This window comes from Bradyrhizobium sp. HKCCYLS20291 (assembly GCF_051167715.1).
Taxonomy (GTDB): Bacteria; Pseudomonadota; Alphaproteobacteria; order Rhizobiales; family Xanthobacteraceae; genus Bradyrhizobium.
The window spans coordinates 95,874-109,973 of record NZ_JBNPTO010000024.1; the positions used below are offsets into that span (position 1 = coordinate 95,874).

Here is a 14,100-nt window from a genome sequence, read left to right on the forward strand (position 1 = left end):
GAGACCGGTTCATTGCGCCTTGCCGGCATCGAGCGCCAGATTGAGAGCCAGCACGTTAACGCGGGGTTCGCCGAGCAGTCCGATCAGGCGGCCCTGCGTCTGCTGGGCAACCAGGGCCCGAACGCTGGCTTCCGGCATGCCGCGCGCCTTGGCCACCCGCGGCACCTGGAATAGCGCCGCGTCCGGCGAGATGTCCGGATCGAGCCCGCTCGCCGAGGTCGTCACCAGATCGACCGGCACGGCCTGCGCCGGATTCTCCGCCTTGAGCTTGTCGACATCCTCCTTGACGCGGTCGGCCAGCGCCTTGCTGGTCGGGCCGAGATTGGAGCCCGAGGAGTTGGCGGCGTTGTAGGGCGCCGGCACCGTCTTGGTGGCGTCGTTCGGATCGGCGGCTGACGTCGCCGACGGACGGCCGTGGAAGTATTTGTCGTCCTTGAACTCCTGGCCGATCAGCGCCGAGCCGATCACCACACCGTTGCGCGTGATCAGGCTGCCCTCGGCCTGGGCCGGGAAGATCGTGCCGGCAACGACGGTCATCGCGAGCGGATAGAGCAGGCCCGTGACGAGCGTCAGTGCGAGCAGAACAAAGATGGCGGGACGAATTTCTTTGAGCATGGTGAGTCTCCGATATCTCTGCCGTCATTGCGAGGAGCGAAGCGACGAAGCAGTCCAGGGCTACGTGCGGGAGTCTGGATTGCTTCGCTTCGCTCGCAATGACGGCGGTTGGGGCTTAGGCCAGATGCAAGGCGGTCACGAGCAGGTCGATCGCCTTGATGCCGATGAAGGGAATGATGATGCCGCCGAGCCCGTAGATCAGCAGGTTGCGGCCGAGCAGCGCGCCGGCGCCGATGGCGCGGTAGGCGACGCCCTTCAGCGCCAGCGGGATCAGCGCGATGATGACAAGCGCGTTGAAGATGATCGCCGACAGGATCGCGCTCTGCGGGCTGGCCAGATTCATGACGTTCAGCACGTTGAGCTGCGGGTAGAACGCCAGGAACATCGCCGGGATGATCGCGAAATATTTGGCGACGTCGTTGGCGATCGAGAACGTCGTCAGCGCGCCGCGCGTCATCAGCAGCTGCTTGCCGATCTCGACCACCTCGATCAGCTTGGTCGGGTTGGAGTCGAGATCGACCATGTTGCCGGCCTCGCGCGCCGCCTGCGTGCCGGTGTTCATGGCGACGCCGACATCGGCCTGCGCCAGCGCCGGTGCGTCGTTGGTGCCGTCGCCGCACATCGCCACCAGCTTGCCCTTGGCCTGCTCGTCGCGGATCAGCCTGAGCTTGTCCTCGGGCGTCGCCTGCGCCAGGAAGTCGTCGACGCCGGCTTCAGCCGCGATGGCGGCTGCGGTCATCGGGTTGTCGCCGGTGATCATGATGGTGCGAATGCCCATGCGGCGCAGCTCGGCAAAGCGCTCGCGGATGCCGCCCTTGACGATGTCCTTGAGCTGGATGACGCCGAGCAGGCGACCGTCCCTCGCCACCGCCAGCGGCGTGCCGCCGGACTTGGCGATGTCGTCCGAGATGGCACGGATCTCGCGGGTGAGTTCGCTCTCGGCCTGCGGAATCGCGCGCATCGTATTGCCGGAGGCGACCTGCGTGACGGCGCCACCGCTGATGTAGTTGAGGATCGCGTCGACCGCGCCCTTGCGCACCGACGAGCCGCCGGCATCGACGCCGCTCATACGGGTCTGCGCGGTGAACGGCACGAAGGTGGCGCCGAGCTCGGCCATGTCGCGGCCGCGGATGCCATACTTCTCCTTGGCGAGCACGACGATCGAGCGGCCTTCCGGGGTCTCGTCGGCCAGCGAGGCGAGTTGCGCAGCGTCGGCGAGCTCCTGCTCGCTCACGCCGCGCACCGGACGGAACGCGGTCGCCTGGCGGTTGCCGAGCGTGATGGTGCCGGTCTTGTCGAGCAGCAACGTATCGACGTCGCCGGCGGCCTCGACGGCGCGGCCGGACATCGCCAGCACGTTGAAGCGCACTAGGCGGTCCATGCCGGCGATGCCGATGGCCGACAGCAGCGCGCCGATCGTGGTCGGGATCAAGGTCACGAACAGCGCCACCAGCACCACCACCGAGATCGAGCCGCCGGCATAGGCCGCGTAGCTCGGGATCGTCACGGTGGCGAACACGAAGATGATGGTGAGGCCGGCGAGCAGGATGTTCAGCGCGATCTCGTTCGGCGTCTTCTGCCGCTCGGCGCCCTCGACCAGCTTGATCATGCGATCGATGAAGGTCGAGCCTTGGGCCGCCGTGATGCGCACGCGCACCCAGTCCGATAGCACCTGGGTGCCGCCGGTCACCGCCGAGCGGTCGCCGCCGGACTCGCGGATGACCGGCGCGGACTCGCCGGTGATGGCGGCCTCGTTGACCGAGGCGACGCCCTCGATCACCTCGCCGTCCGAGGGGATGGTGTCGCCGGCCTCGACCAGCACGATGTCGCCGACCTTCAGGGTCGTGCCTGCGACGAGCTTGTAGCTGTGGTCGGTCGTACCAGACCCGGTCAGCAGCTTGGCCTGACTCTCGGTGCGGGTCTTGCGCAGCGAATCCGCCTGCGCTTTGCCGCGGCCCTCGGCGACGGCCTCGGCGAAATTGGCGAACAGCACGGTGAACCACAGCCAGAGGATGATCTGGAAGGTGAAGCCGAGGCTCGCTCCGCCCGACACGACGTCGCGCAGGAAGATCACCGTGGTGAGGGCGGCGACGACCTCGACCACGAACATCACGGGGTTCTTGATCATCAGCCGCGGATCGAGCTTGACGAATGCGGCCTTGATCGCGGGCAGCACGATCTTGGCATCGAGCATCGTCGACATCGACGAGCGCTTCTGCAATTTGACGGTTTCCATGGAGGTTGCTCCGAAGCTCAGAACACGGTGCCGGCGGTCATCGCGAGATGCTCGACGATCGGACCGAGGGCGAGTGCGGGGAAGAAGGTGAGGCCGCCGATGATCAGGATGACGCCGACGACGAGGCCGACGAACAGGCCGCCGGTGGTCGGCAACGTGCCGGCCGAAGGCGGGATCGACTTCTTCTCGGCCAGCGAGCCGGCGATTGCCATCGCCGGGATGATCATGAAGAAGCGGCCGACGAACATCGATGACGCGAGCGTCAAGTTGTAGAAGAAGGTGTTGCCGGTGAGGCCTGCGAAGGCCGAGCCGTTGTTGGCGGTCGCCGAGGTGAAGGCGTAGAGCACCTCCGTGAACCCATGCGGTCCGGCATTGGCCATCGACGCGACAGCTGACGGCAGCACCACGGCGACGGCAGTCCAGCCGAGATACATCAGCGGCAGCACCAGGATTGCCAGCATCGCCATCTTGACCTCGCGGGCCTCGATCTTCTTGCCGACATATTCGGGCGTGCGTCCGACCATCAGGCCGGCGACGAAGATCGCGAGCACGACGAACAGCAGCATGCCGTAGAGGCCGGCGCCGACTCCGCCGACGATGATCTCGCCGAGTTGCATGTTGATGAGCGGAATCATGCCGCCGAGCGCGGTGAAGCTGTCATGCATGGCGTTGACGGCGCCGCAGGACGCGGCAGTGGTGATGACGGCGAACAGCGAGGACGCGACGATGCCGAAGCGGACCTCCTTGCCCTCCATGTTGCCGCCGGTGAGCCCGAGCGCGTTCAGCACATTGCTGCCGCTGGCTTCCGCCCAATAGGTGATGCTAACGCCGGCGATGAACAGCACACCCATGACGCCGAGGATCGCCCAGCCCTGGCGCTGGTTGCCGACCATGCGGCCGAACACGTTGGTCAGCGCGGCGCCGAGCGCGAAGATCGAGAGCATCTGGATGAAGTTCGACAGCGCCGTCGGGTTCTCGAACGGATGCGCCGCATTGGCGTTGAAGAAGCCGCCGCCATTGGTGCCGAGCATCTTGATCGCGACCTGCGAGGCCACCGGCCCGACCGCGATGGTCTGCCTGGCGCCTTCGAGCGTCGTCGCCTCGACATAGGGCCCCAGCGTCTGCGGGATGCCCTGCCAGACCAGGACCAGCGTGTAGACGATGCACAGCGGCAGCAGCACGTAGAGGGTGCAGCGTGTGACGTCCACCCAGAAATTACCGACCGTCCGCGCCGAGGCGCGCGAGAAGCCGCGGATCAGCGCGATCGCCAGCACGATGCCGGTTGCGGCCGACAGGAAGTTCTGGTGCGTCAGGCCGAGCATCTGCACGAGATAGGAGATCGTGCTCTCGCCACCGTAGTTCTGCCAGTTGGTGTTGGTGAGAAAGCTGATCGCGGTGTTGAACGAGAGGTCTTCCGCGACGGCGGATTGGCCGGCGGGATTGAACGGCAGCACGGCCTGCAGCCGCATCACGCCGTAGATGATCAGGAAGCCGCCGACATGAAACAGCAGCATCGCGACCGTATAGGTCAGCCAATGCTGCTCGCGCCGCTCGTCGACGCCGCCCGCCCAATAGATGGCGGACTCGACCGGTCGCAAGACCGGCGACAGGAAAGTGCGCTCGCCATTGAAGACGCGCGTCATGTACCAGCCGAGCGGCTTGGCGAGCGCGACGATGACGGCGCAATAGAGCAGGATCTGGATCCAGCCGATCACAGTCATGGGAGATGTCCTTGGAAGTGCCGAGGCCGGCTCAGAACCGCTCGGGCCGCAGCAGCGCGTAGGTAAGATAGATCAGGAGGCCGAGCGACACGGCGCCGGCGAGCGAGTAGTCGACGATCATGGCCCGCTCCTACAGCCGCTCGCAGGCATGGGTGTAGCCGATCGCCAAGGCGAACAGGCTGGCGGCCAGCGCCAGCATCAAGAAGTCCAGCATGGTGTTCTCCTCATGCGCGCGAGAGGCGCGCAGCGCGTGTTACGGCTAGGGCCGCGTGTATGCGCCCCCGCCTCGTCCACGGTGCCAGATGGCACTCGGTCCCATAGGTTTTCGAGACGGCGCGGCCGGCGGCGTTATAGGAATCTCATATGGGACTGCAGCGCTGGCGCCGGCGCGGGACCGCGCGTTTATGCGCCGCCTATATCTCTGGCCCGCCGCCCCTCTCGCCTTCCTACGGCCTCTGGCGCCAGATTGCCGTCCGGCCACGACGGCCATGGTTCAAGGAGCACGGGACAGCGCCATGCCGGTCACGACGGTATTCGATTTCGACGCGCCTCCGCAGATCGCACAGCGCGGCGCCGCGCTGATGGCCGAGCTGCTCGGTCAGGCCGACGGCATTTCAGCATTGTCGGCGCGCGCACGGCGCCGGACCAGGATCGATCGGATGGTTCAAGCCGGCGCGCGTGTCGATGCCGCGCTTGAGCTGATCGCACTGCAGCTGCCGAGCTGGTCGCTGCGCCGGCTGGACTATGACGACGGCGAATGGCATTGCGCGCTGTCGCAGCGGCGCGAGCTGCCCGACTGGCTCGACCACTGCGCCGAGGGACGGCACGCCGACATCGCGCTTGCTCTGCTCGAGGCAGCCGTCGAGGCGCACCGGCTCGAGGGATCCGCGACATCGTCGCATGCAAGACGCGGTTGCGAAGCCGAGCCGACGCTCGAGGAAACGATCTGCTGCGAGAATTTCTAGGGCGACGAGACAATCGGCGACACAAAAAAACGGGGCGGCCAGATCGGCCGCCCCGCATGCTTCGATCCGTTGCTTGGATCAGAAGATCTTGACCGCGCTTTCCAGCGTCTTCCAGACACCCCACGCCAGCGGCACGCCGACGAAGGCCCAGAACAGCGCGGACCTGCCGTCCAAGCCGCCCCTGCCGATGCCGAACGAGCCGTGCTGGATCGCCGACTCGTTCTTGGCGAGCTGGGCCTGGTAGCGAGCGACCTCATCCTGGCTCATGTTCCACTTTTGATCGACCGGCTTGATCAGCAGGTTGCAGATCAGGCCCGCCAGGAGCATGGCGCAGAGGATGTACATCGTCGTGTTATACAGCTGGTCGCGCGGCACGCCGGCGGCAAGCTGGAACTCGCGGATGTAGTTGACCACCACCGGACCGATGATGCCGGCGGTCGCCCAGGCCGTCAGCAGCCGGCCGTGAATGGCGCCCACGAACTGGGTGCCGAACAGGTCGGCGAGATAGGCCGGCACAGTGGCGAACCCGCCGCCATACATCGAGAGGATGATGGCAAAGGCGCCCACGAACAACAGCTTCGATCCCATCGCTGCGAAGGTCGGCGCCAGTGCATAGAGCGCGATGCCGATCAGGAAGAAGCAGTAGTAGGTGGCCTTGCGGCCGATATGGTCCGACAGCGAGGCCCAGAAGAAACGGCCGCCGATGTTGAACAACGACAGCAGGCCGGCGAAGCCTGCCGCGATGCCCGCGACGGTTGCCTTCTGCGTCGCATCGAGCTGGTTGAAGCTGACGTCGGGCAGGCCGATCAGCTTGCCGGCGAAGATCTCCTGCAGCATCGGCGAAGCCATGCCGATCACGCCGATACCTGCCGACACGTTCAAGCAGAGCACCCACCAGACCAGCCAGAACTGCGGCGTCTTGTGCGCGTTGTCGAGATGGACATGGTGCTCGGAGATCATCGCCTTCTTCACCGCAGGCGGCGTCCAGCCCTCGGGCTGCCAGCCGACCGGAGCGACGCGGTAGGCGAAGGCGCCGATCATCATGAACACGAAGTAGATCAGGCCCATCGTGACGAACGTCTCCCAGACACCCACCGAGGTCGGCGTCTTGAAGTAGTTCATGAGCAGGTTGGCCAGCGGAGCGCCGATCATTGCGCCGCCGCCGAAGCCCATGATCGCCATGCCGGTCGCCATGCCGCGGCGGTCAGGGAACCATTTCACCAGCGTCGAGACCGGCGAGATGTAGCCGAGGCCGAGACCGATGCCGCCGATGACGCCGGCGCCCAGCCACATCATCCAGAGCTGATGCACGTAAACGCCGAGCGCGGCGAACAGCAGGCCGCCGCCCCAGCAGCAGGCCGCCACGGCGCCCGCCTTGCGCGGTCCGGCCCGCTCGAGCCAGCCGCCCCAGACTGCTGCCGAGCCGCCAAGCAGCACGAAGAACAGGGTGTACATCCAGCCGAGGCTCGCGACCTTCCAATCGCAGGTGGTCGTGACCAGCTCCTGCAACAGGCTCATGTCTGGGCAGGCCTGCGTCTGCGTCACGCCGATCGCGCGCGACAGGGGCAGCCAGAACACCGAGAAGCCATAGGCCATGCCGATGCACAGATGGATGCACAGCGCCGCCGGCGGAACCAGCCAGCGATTGAAGCCCGCTTTTGCGACGGTGTGTTCACGATCGAAAATGCCCGCTTGCGGGTTCTGCAGCGTCCCCGCGCTTTCAATGGTTGCCATGCATTCCTCCCCTGCCCGTCCAACGCAACACCGTCATGTTCTGTCCCCTTGATCAGAATCGATACGCTTGCCTACCCGCTTGGCCTGCCGAACCGCTTCGCAACGCACAAACGCTCATTCTGGCCGCTGGCATAAGACCCCCTCACCCGAGGACGTATGCCGTGACCATCATTTTGCAGCGGTCCTGCTTGGCCCGATCACATGCGGGCACGACCAAACTTCCGCAACCTCCGCGGAGGCGCCTCAATTGGTGCAGAACCGAGGCAAATTGTCGATAGTAAAATGGTAATATTTGGTCGATCGTCGTGGATTGATCGCACCGCAACCAGCATGTGTTGCTATCAAACCAAAAAAATTCACGTGCAACTCACACCATCGCCACTCTCGGCTGCAGTCATCTGTCTCGCCGATACTTCGATCGACGGTGCGCCCCGCTAAGACGAACTAATCAGAATCACCCATGCAGGTGACGGCAGTCCGAACGAGATCACGTCGCTCTCGAAGATGTGAAAGAAAACAACCTCTCCTTGCCCCGCCACATCGACGCAAGCCTCGACTGAGAAGGCGGCATTGTTATGGGCGAACGCCGACCACCATGCGACGATCCGCAGCAACTCGATGGCTTGACACTTGATTTCCAGGTCTCTCGCACGAACTACTTAGTTGAGACAACCTGCAGCACGTCATGCCGCGCTGTCCGGTGGGCCAGCGACGTCATCTTCCGCCCTCTTCTCGATCAAAAACAGAACGCTGCGTTCGCCGTGGTCGACAATCTCGACCCGATCCCCGGTTTCTCGAATCAGGTTTGGAATGTCGATGACGGCCAACGGGTCAGTGCAGCGCACTTCCAGGCACTGGCCCGCCTTCAGCGACTGCAGCGCCTTGCGCGTCTTGAGCACGGGCAGTGGGCATTTCAACCCGGAAAGGTCGAGCCTGATCATCTGCGCCGCCCGAGATAGGCGATCGCGCGATCGTGAGTTCCAGAATAGGTGCGGCGCTGCAGCAACCGCGTCGTTATCGGTTCCATGTCGTACCCTCTCCGCCAAGTTCTCACGATGGAACCCGACGGTTCTCCGCCGCAACTCAATATCGCGCCAAGGCCTGAACCTCGGACAGCGGCATCGCCGCCCTCAGCATCAGTTCCGCAATCGCTGGGATGTCGTCGAGATGAGCCTGCGGCAACTCGGTTCGAACACGGACATCACAGGCAATGCCAACGATGCCGGGGTCATCCGGGAACAAGAGCGGCTTGCCATTGTCACTGCGATGCACCTCGATCCTGCGATGCGGGCCGGCCTTGTACCCTTCCACGACGACCAGGTCGACCTCGGCCATCCTGCCCAGCAGATCGGCCAGCGCGGGCTCGGGCTGGCCCCGCAACTCGTGCATCAAGGCCCATCGCGTTCCCGATGCGACCAAAACCTCCGCGGCGCCGGCCTCCCGGTGCCGCCACGAGTCCTTTCCGGGCACATCGATATCGAATCGGTGATGGGCATGCTTGACCACGGAGACGCGAAGTTCCCGCGCAATCAGATATGGAATCAGCCGCGTCAGCAGGGTTGTCTTGCCGGCGCCGCTCCAGCCGGCAAGGCCGATGACGTTCATTGCAGTCTCCAGAATGTCTCCAGCACGGCCACTGCCTGCGCGAACGCGCCGTTGGGGCGGCGCCCCTGAAGCTTTATAACCCCGGCTTTGCAATGTCATGCCGGGAGCGCTTCGCTCGGCCGGAGCGGACCGGGTTTCGGCGCGGCCAACCCGGCACTCACGCTGCGCCGCGGGACGTGATAGACCGAGTTCAGCAATGCGGAACCAGTGGCCATGACAGCGACGCCAGCGGCATCTATCCCAGCCGTCCTGCTCGCGGGCGGCCTCTCCCGCCGGATGGGCGGCGGCGACAAGCCGATGCGCCTGATCGGCGGCCAGACCATTCTGCAGCGGGTGATCGCGCGGCTGACCCCGCAATGTGGCACATTGTTCCTCAATGCCAATGGCGATCCCGCCCGCTTCGGTGGCTTCGGCCTCACGGTCGTGCCCGACAGCATCGACGGCTTTCAGGGTCCGCTGGCGGGCATCCTGGCCGGTCTCGACGTCGTGGCAGCCCGGATGCCCACCGCGCAATGGATGCTCAGCGCCGCCGCCGACTGCCCGTTCCTGCCGCCCGATCTGGTGATGCGCCTCGCCACCGCCCGCACGGCTGAGCGCGCCGATATCGCGCTGGCGGCCTCGGGTGGCCAGATTCATCCGGTGATCGGGCTGTGGCCGGTCGGCCTGCGCGACGATCTTCGCCGCGCCCTTGTCACTGAGGACATCAGAAAGGTCACCCGCTTCACGGCGCGCTATAACGTCGCCACCGTGACCTGGCCAATTCAGCCGCGCGACCCGTTCTTCAATGCCAACACGGCGGACGATCTCGCCGAAGCCGTGCGGCTCGCCGCCATGGGCGACTGAGGACGCACGATGGATGCTACGACCTCCGTCCGCCGGGCCGTACTCGCCGTCGCGGCGCTCAATCTCGGCTATTTCGGCATCGAGTTCGCGGTCGCGCTGGCGATCGGGTCGGTGTCGCTGTTCGCCGACAGCGTCGATTTCCTCGAAGATGCGTCGGTCAATCTGCTGATCGCACTGGCGCTGCGCTGGAGTGCTGCGCGGCGGGCGCAGCTCGGCAAGGTGCTGGCGCTGATCCTGCTCGCGCCCGCGCTCGCCGGGCTGTGGACCGCGGGGGAGAAGCTCTTCGTCACTCCGGTCGTGCCGGCACCGCTGCCGCTGACCGTGGCCGGCCTCGGCGCGCTGGTCGTCAATCTCGGCTGCGCATTGATCCTGGCCCGGGTCCGTGATCACCAGGGCAGCCTGACCAAGGCCGCGTTCCTGTCGGCGCGCAACGATGCGTTCGCGAACATCGCCATCGTTGCGGTCGGCCTGGTTACCGCCTTCCTGTGGCGCTCGATCTGGCCCGATCTGATCGTCGGCGTCGGCATCGCGCTGATGAACGCGGACGCCGCGCGCGAAGTGTGGGAGGCGGCGCATGAGGAGCACAAGGCCGCCAAGGCCTGAGGCGGACGGAGCACAAACGCGGCCACTCATTGCGGCGCAAACGTTCGTCCCTTTCGGCCGCTCTGCGGTGTGATTGACGGCCGACCCGGATTGATTGCAGATAGGCGGAGCGGCCGGCAGAGCCGCGAACGACCAACGGCGTGATGCCGACAGCGGTGGAGGACGGATTGCAACTCGGTTCCTTGAGGCGGGCGGCATGCGCCGCGGCAGCGCTGCTGGTCACGACGGCCGCGCACGCCGAGATCTCCGACAACGTCGTCAAGATCGGCGTGCTCAGCGACATGAACGGCCCGGCCTCGACGCCGACCGGACAGGGCTCGGTCACGGCGGCGCAGATGGCGGTGGACGATTTCGGCGGCAAGGTGCTGGACAAGCCGATCAGCGTCATCGTCGGCGATCATCAGTTGAAGCCCGACATTGGTGCTGCGATCGCGCGCCGCTGGTACGACACCGAGCAGGTCGACCTCATCGTCGACGTGCCGGTCTCCGCGGTCGGCCTCGCGGTGCAGACGATCGCCGCCGAAAAGAAGAAGCTGTTCATCACCCAGTCGACCGGCGCGGCCGATTTCCACGGCAAGTTCTGCTCGCCTTACGCGATGCAATGGGTATTCGACACTCGCGCGCTCGCCACCGGCACGGCGAAGGAAGTCGTCAAGCGGGGCGGCGACAGCTGGTTCTTCATCACCGACGACTACGCCTTCGGTCATTCACTCGAGCGCGACGCCTCGAGCGTCGTCACCGCGAACGGCGCCAAGGTCGTCGGATCGGTGCGGCCGCCGTTCGCGACGCCGGATCTCTCCTCCTTCATCCTGCAGGCACAAGCCTCCAAGGCCAAGATCATCGGCATTGCCGCAGGTCCGCCGAACAACATGAACGAGATCAAGACGGCGGCCGAGTTCGGCCTGCTCAAGGGCGGCCAGCAGATGGCGGCGCTGCTGGCGCTGATCACCGACATCCATTCGCTCGGCCTGCCCGCGGCGCAGGGCCTGCTGCTGACCACCTCGTTCTACTGGGACATGGACGACAAGACACGCGAATGGTCGAAGCGCTATTTCGCCAAGATGAACCGGATGCCGACGATGTGGCAGGCCGGCGTCTACTCCGCCGTCACGCACTATCTGAACGCCATCAAGGCCGCCGGCAGCGACGATCCGCTCGCGGTGGCCGCGAAGATGCGGGAGACACCGGTCGAGGACTTCTTCGCCCGCAATGGCAAGCTCCGCGCCGACAATCTGATGGTGCACGACCTCGTGCTGGCGCAGGTCAAGTCGCCGGAGGAAAGCAAATATCCGTGGGACTATTACAAGATCCTCGCGACCATCAAGGGCGAGGATGCGTTCGGGCCGCCAGATCCGGCGTGCCCGATGAAATAGGCGAGTAGCGATACGAAATTTGATTCTCCCTATTCGCTACTCCCTATTCGCCATTCGCCCCCCTCATTTCGCCACGCCGATCTCGCGGAAATATCTCAGCACACCCGGGTGGATGAGATCGAGACTTGGCGCCGCCGCCACGGTGTTGGCGGCGGTGGTTTCGCAGGCCTGCGCCAGCGCTGTGCAGAGCGCGGCTTCCGCGCCATGCAGCGTCTTGGCCAGGCGGTAGGCGACGTCGTCGGGCAGGCTCTCGCGCGTCAGCACGTAGCTCCACGAGCCGATCGAGGCGATGGCTTCGCTCTGGCCGGGATAGCTGTTCGGCGGCACGGTGAGCAGCTTCAGGAAGCTGTGCTTCGCCCTGATCTGCGCAATCTCCTCGGCCGAGGGCGCGATGAAGCGCGCGCCGCCCGGTGCCTTGGCCATGGCGTGGAACCCAGGCCAGCCCGTGCCGGCGCCCCAGAGCGCCACGGCGCGGCCGTCCTGCACCATGGCCGGCCCATCGCCGGCACGATCGAGGTAGATCGCCTCAAAATCCTCGTCCTGCTTCAGGCCGAGCCCATCGAGCATGTAGCGCGACATGATCGGCAGGCCCGAGCCCTTGGCGCCGAACACGACCGCATGGCCGACGAGATCGCGGATGCTGCGATACGCGCTGTCTTGGCGCACGACGAACAGGCCCGGGCTGGAGAAAATCGCGGTCAGGATCTTGAGCCGGGTCTTCGGGCGCTCGATGCCCATGAAGGCCTGATAGGCCGGCTCGCCGGCCACCAGGCCGAGATCGAGCTCCCCTTGCTCGAGCAGCGGAATGTTCTCGTTGCTGCCCATGGTATTGCGCGGAAGAATTTTCAACTGAGCATCGGCGTCGTTCATGGCCTTGTGGTTCATAGCCTTCGCGAAGGCCTCGCCGTAGACCGGGAAGCCGCCGCCGGGCGTCGCCGTCCCGAGGCTGAGCGCGAGCGTGCTGATGGCGTGTCCTCCCTGCTGCGCTGCGGCGGCCGAGGCGAGCAGCGCGACGGCAAGGCCGAGCCATGGCAATCGCTTCATCGGCCGGCCTTTCCGTACCTGCACGTCCACCACGCTTGTATGCAAGCGAGCCGATCTATGGAAGCATGGCGCCCACGACAACGACAAGAGCTTGGGGAGGAACGAGATGAAGTTGGTGCGTGCGATCCTGGTCGGCCTCGTGGCCACCATAGGCCTGATGCAGCCGGCCGCGGCAGCCTATCCGGACCGTCCGGTGCGCTGGCTGATCGGCTTTTCCCCCGGCGGGCCGGTCGACATCGTCGCCCGCATCATGGCGCAATGGCTGTCCGACCGCTACGGGCAGCAATTCGTGGTCGAGAACCGCACCGGTTCGGGCGGCAACATCGCCGCGGCGGCAGCGATCAACTCACCGCCCGACGGCTATACGCTGCTGTTCGTCGCGCCGAACAACGCGATCAGCACCTCGCTGTACAAGAAGCTGCCCTACGATTTCATCCGCGACACCGTGCCGGTCGCCAGCATCATGCAACTCACCAACATGCTGGTGGTCAGCAACGACCTGCCGGCCAAGACGGTGAAGGAGTTCATCGACTACTGCCTCGCCAATCCCGGCAAGATCGCGTTCGCCTCGTCCGGCAACGGCACCTCGGTGCACATGGCGGCCGAACTGTTCAAGGCGATGACGAAATGCGACATGCTGCACGTGCCGTATCGCGGCTCGGCGCTGGCGTTCCCGGACATCATCTCCAACAAGGTGCAGCTGATCTTCGACAATCTGCCGACGGCGCTGGAGCAGTCCCGCGGTGGCAGCGTCCGCGCGCTCGGCGTCACCTCGCCGCAACGCTGGCCGACGGTGCCCGAGGTGCCGGCGATCGCGGAGACCATCCCGGGCTACGAATCGGTCGGCTTCTACGGCATTTCCGCGCCAAAGGGCACGCCGCCCGAAATCGTCGAGATCCTCAACAAGGCCGTCGGCGAGGCGCTGAAGGATCCCAAACTGGTGGCGCGGCTGGTTGAGACCGGCGGCATCCCGCGCGCCATGACCCCGGCCGAGTTCGGCAAACTGGTGGTCGACGAGACCGAGAAATGGCGCAAGGTGGTGGAATTCGCCGGCGTCTCGGTGGACTAGCCCCGCTGAACATCCGGACGGCGGCCGGCGGCAAGCCCAGGAGGTCCGTCGCCCGGCAAGACGATCCGGCTGCAGCATTGCCGGATCGCCGCCGGGGCTGTAAACGAAGCCCCGCACCGTCGCCGTGTCGCTCGCGCGCCGGACAGGCCCGTTCCTGCCCGCCGCCCCCGAGCCCTCCGCGCCGCGGGGCCTGTAGCTCAATGGTTAGAGCCGGCCGCTCATAACGGTCTGGTTGCAGGTTCGAGTCCTGCCGGGCCCACCAGGCAAATCAAGCACTTACACAAACCCCAAA

General features: G+C 65.6%; 13 protein-coding genes and 1 tRNA gene. 6 read left to right on the forward strand and 8 right to left on the reverse strand.

Annotated features, from left to right (window positions below; all coding sequences use genetic code 11):
* Positions 1-9: 9 nt before the first annotated feature.
* The 4 genes from ACQR07_RS34210 to ACQR07_RS34225 form a co-directional block, all read right to left on the reverse strand.
* Entirely contained in the window at positions 10-615 is a 606-nt protein-coding gene (locus tag ACQR07_RS34210) for a K(+)-transporting ATPase subunit C (RefSeq protein ID WP_434906445.1), read from the reverse strand.
* Between the two features lie 115 nt (positions 616-730).
* Positions 731-2,851 (reverse strand): potassium-transporting ATPase subunit KdpB, encoded by a 2,121-nt coding sequence (gene kdpB / locus ACQR07_RS34215; RefSeq protein WP_434906446.1) that lies wholly within the window; start codon positions 2,849-2,851, stop codon positions 731-733.
* Positions 2,852-2,868: 17 nt separating this feature from the next.
* Positions 2,869-4,572, reverse strand: coding sequence for a potassium-transporting ATPase subunit KdpA (gene kdpA / locus ACQR07_RS34220; RefSeq protein ID WP_434906447.1), 1,704 nt, complete (start codon positions 4,570-4,572; stop codon positions 2,869-2,871).
* Positions 4,573-4,603: 31 nt separating this feature from the next.
* Complete coding sequence (locus ACQR07_RS34225) at positions 4,604-4,693, reverse strand: K(+)-transporting ATPase subunit F (protein ID WP_006614032.1); 90 nt, start codon at positions 4,691-4,693, stop codon at positions 4,604-4,606.
* Between the two features lie 394 nt (positions 4,694-5,087).
* Between ACQR07_RS34225 and ACQR07_RS34230 the strand changes: the two genes are divergently transcribed.
* On the forward strand, positions 5,088-5,537 hold the full coding sequence (locus ACQR07_RS34230; protein WP_434906448.1) for a hypothetical protein: 450 nt from the start codon (positions 5,088-5,090) through the stop codon (positions 5,535-5,537).
* Between the two features lie 78 nt (positions 5,538-5,615).
* Here ACQR07_RS34230 and ACQR07_RS34235 read toward each other — a convergent pair whose 3' ends face one another.
* From ACQR07_RS34235 to mobB, 3 genes are all read right to left on the reverse strand, one after another.
* Positions 5,616-7,271: an OFA family MFS transporter gene (locus tag ACQR07_RS34235; protein WP_434906449.1), complete on the reverse strand. Its 1,656-nt coding sequence runs from the start codon at positions 7,269-7,271 to the stop codon at positions 5,616-5,618.
* A gap of 683 nt (positions 7,272-7,954) precedes the next feature.
* On the reverse strand, positions 7,955-8,212 hold the full coding sequence (locus tag ACQR07_RS34240) for a sulfurtransferase TusA family protein (protein ID WP_434906450.1): 258 nt from the start codon (positions 8,210-8,212) through the stop codon (positions 7,955-7,957).
* 142 nt (positions 8,213-8,354) lie between these two features.
* Positions 8,355-8,876, reverse strand: a complete 522-nt coding sequence (mobB, locus tag ACQR07_RS34245) for a molybdopterin-guanine dinucleotide biosynthesis protein B (RefSeq protein ID WP_434906451.1) — start codon at positions 8,874-8,876, stop codon at positions 8,355-8,357.
* Positions 8,877-9,089: 213 nt separating this feature from the next.
* On the opposite strand from mobB, the gene mobA reads away from it, so the two are divergent.
* From mobA to ACQR07_RS34260, 3 genes are all read left to right on the forward strand, one after another.
* On the forward strand, positions 9,090-9,719 hold the full coding sequence (mobA, locus tag ACQR07_RS34250; protein WP_434906452.1) for a molybdenum cofactor guanylyltransferase MobA: 630 nt from the start codon (positions 9,090-9,092) through the stop codon (positions 9,717-9,719).
* A 9-nt stretch (positions 9,720-9,728) separates the two neighbouring features.
* Positions 9,729-10,322 (forward strand): cation transporter, encoded by a 594-nt coding sequence (locus tag ACQR07_RS34255; RefSeq protein WP_434906453.1) that lies wholly within the window; start codon positions 9,729-9,731, stop codon positions 10,320-10,322.
* Between the two features lie 143 nt (positions 10,323-10,465).
* Entirely contained in the window at positions 10,466-11,695 is a 1,230-nt protein-coding gene (locus ACQR07_RS34260) for an ABC transporter substrate-binding protein (protein WP_434906454.1), read from the forward strand.
* A gap of 63 nt (positions 11,696-11,758) precedes the next feature.
* Here ACQR07_RS34260 and ACQR07_RS34265 read toward each other — a convergent pair whose 3' ends face one another.
* Positions 11,759-12,739 (reverse strand): TAXI family TRAP transporter solute-binding subunit, encoded by a 981-nt coding sequence (locus tag ACQR07_RS34265; RefSeq protein WP_434906455.1) that lies wholly within the window; start codon positions 12,737-12,739, stop codon positions 11,759-11,761.
* Positions 12,740-12,845: 106 nt separating this feature from the next.
* On the opposite strand from ACQR07_RS34265, the gene ACQR07_RS34270 reads away from it, so the two are divergent.
* Complete coding sequence (locus tag ACQR07_RS34270) at positions 12,846-13,808, forward strand: Bug family tripartite tricarboxylate transporter substrate binding protein (protein WP_434906456.1); 963 nt, start codon at positions 12,846-12,848, stop codon at positions 13,806-13,808.
* 186 nt (positions 13,809-13,994) lie between these two features.
* Positions 13,995-14,070, forward strand: a tRNA-Ile gene (locus ACQR07_RS34275).
* Positions 14,071-14,100: the final 30 nt, after the last annotated feature.

What these genes read in the sequence shown, in the direction of transcription:
- ACQR07_RS34210 (WP_434906445.1), bottom strand. Translation starts at nt 615, where the DNA reads ATGCTCAAAGAAATTCGTCCCGCCATCTTTGTTCTGCTCGCACTGACG.
- kdpB (WP_434906446.1), bottom strand. Translation starts at nt 2,851, where the DNA reads ATGGAAACCGTCAAATTGCAGAAGCGCTCGTCGATGTCGACGATGCTC.
- kdpA (WP_434906447.1), bottom strand. Translation starts at nt 4,572, where the DNA reads ATGACTGTGATCGGCTGGATCCAGATCCTGCTCTATTGCGCCGTCATC.
- ACQR07_RS34225 (WP_006614032.1), bottom strand. Translation starts at nt 4,693, where the DNA reads ATGATCGTCGACTACTCGCTCGCCGGCGCCGTGTCGCTCGGCCTCCTG.
- ACQR07_RS34230 (WP_434906448.1), top strand. Translation starts at nt 5,088, where the DNA reads ATGCCGGTCACGACGGTATTCGATTTCGACGCGCCTCCGCAGATCGCA.
- ACQR07_RS34235 (WP_434906449.1), bottom strand. Translation starts at nt 7,271, where the DNA reads ATGGCAACCATTGAAAGCGCGGGGACGCTGCAGAACCCGCAAGCGGGC.
- ACQR07_RS34240 (WP_434906450.1), bottom strand. Translation starts at nt 8,212, where the DNA reads ATGATCAGGCTCGACCTTTCCGGGTTGAAATGCCCACTGCCCGTGCTC.
- mobB (WP_434906451.1), bottom strand. Translation starts at nt 8,876, where the DNA reads ATGAACGTCATCGGCCTTGCCGGCTGGAGCGGCGCCGGCAAGACAACC.
- mobA (WP_434906452.1), top strand. Translation starts at nt 9,090, where the DNA reads ATGACAGCGACGCCAGCGGCATCTATCCCAGCCGTCCTGCTCGCGGGC.
- ACQR07_RS34255 (WP_434906453.1), top strand. Translation starts at nt 9,729, where the DNA reads ATGGATGCTACGACCTCCGTCCGCCGGGCCGTACTCGCCGTCGCGGCG.
- ACQR07_RS34260 (WP_434906454.1), top strand. Translation starts at nt 10,466, where the DNA reads ATGCCGACAGCGGTGGAGGACGGATTGCAACTCGGTTCCTTGAGGCGG.
- ACQR07_RS34265 (WP_434906455.1), bottom strand. Translation starts at nt 12,739, where the DNA reads ATGAAGCGATTGCCATGGCTCGGCCTTGCCGTCGCGCTGCTCGCCTCG.
- ACQR07_RS34270 (WP_434906456.1), top strand. Translation starts at nt 12,846, where the DNA reads ATGAAGTTGGTGCGTGCGATCCTGGTCGGCCTCGTGGCCACCATAGGC.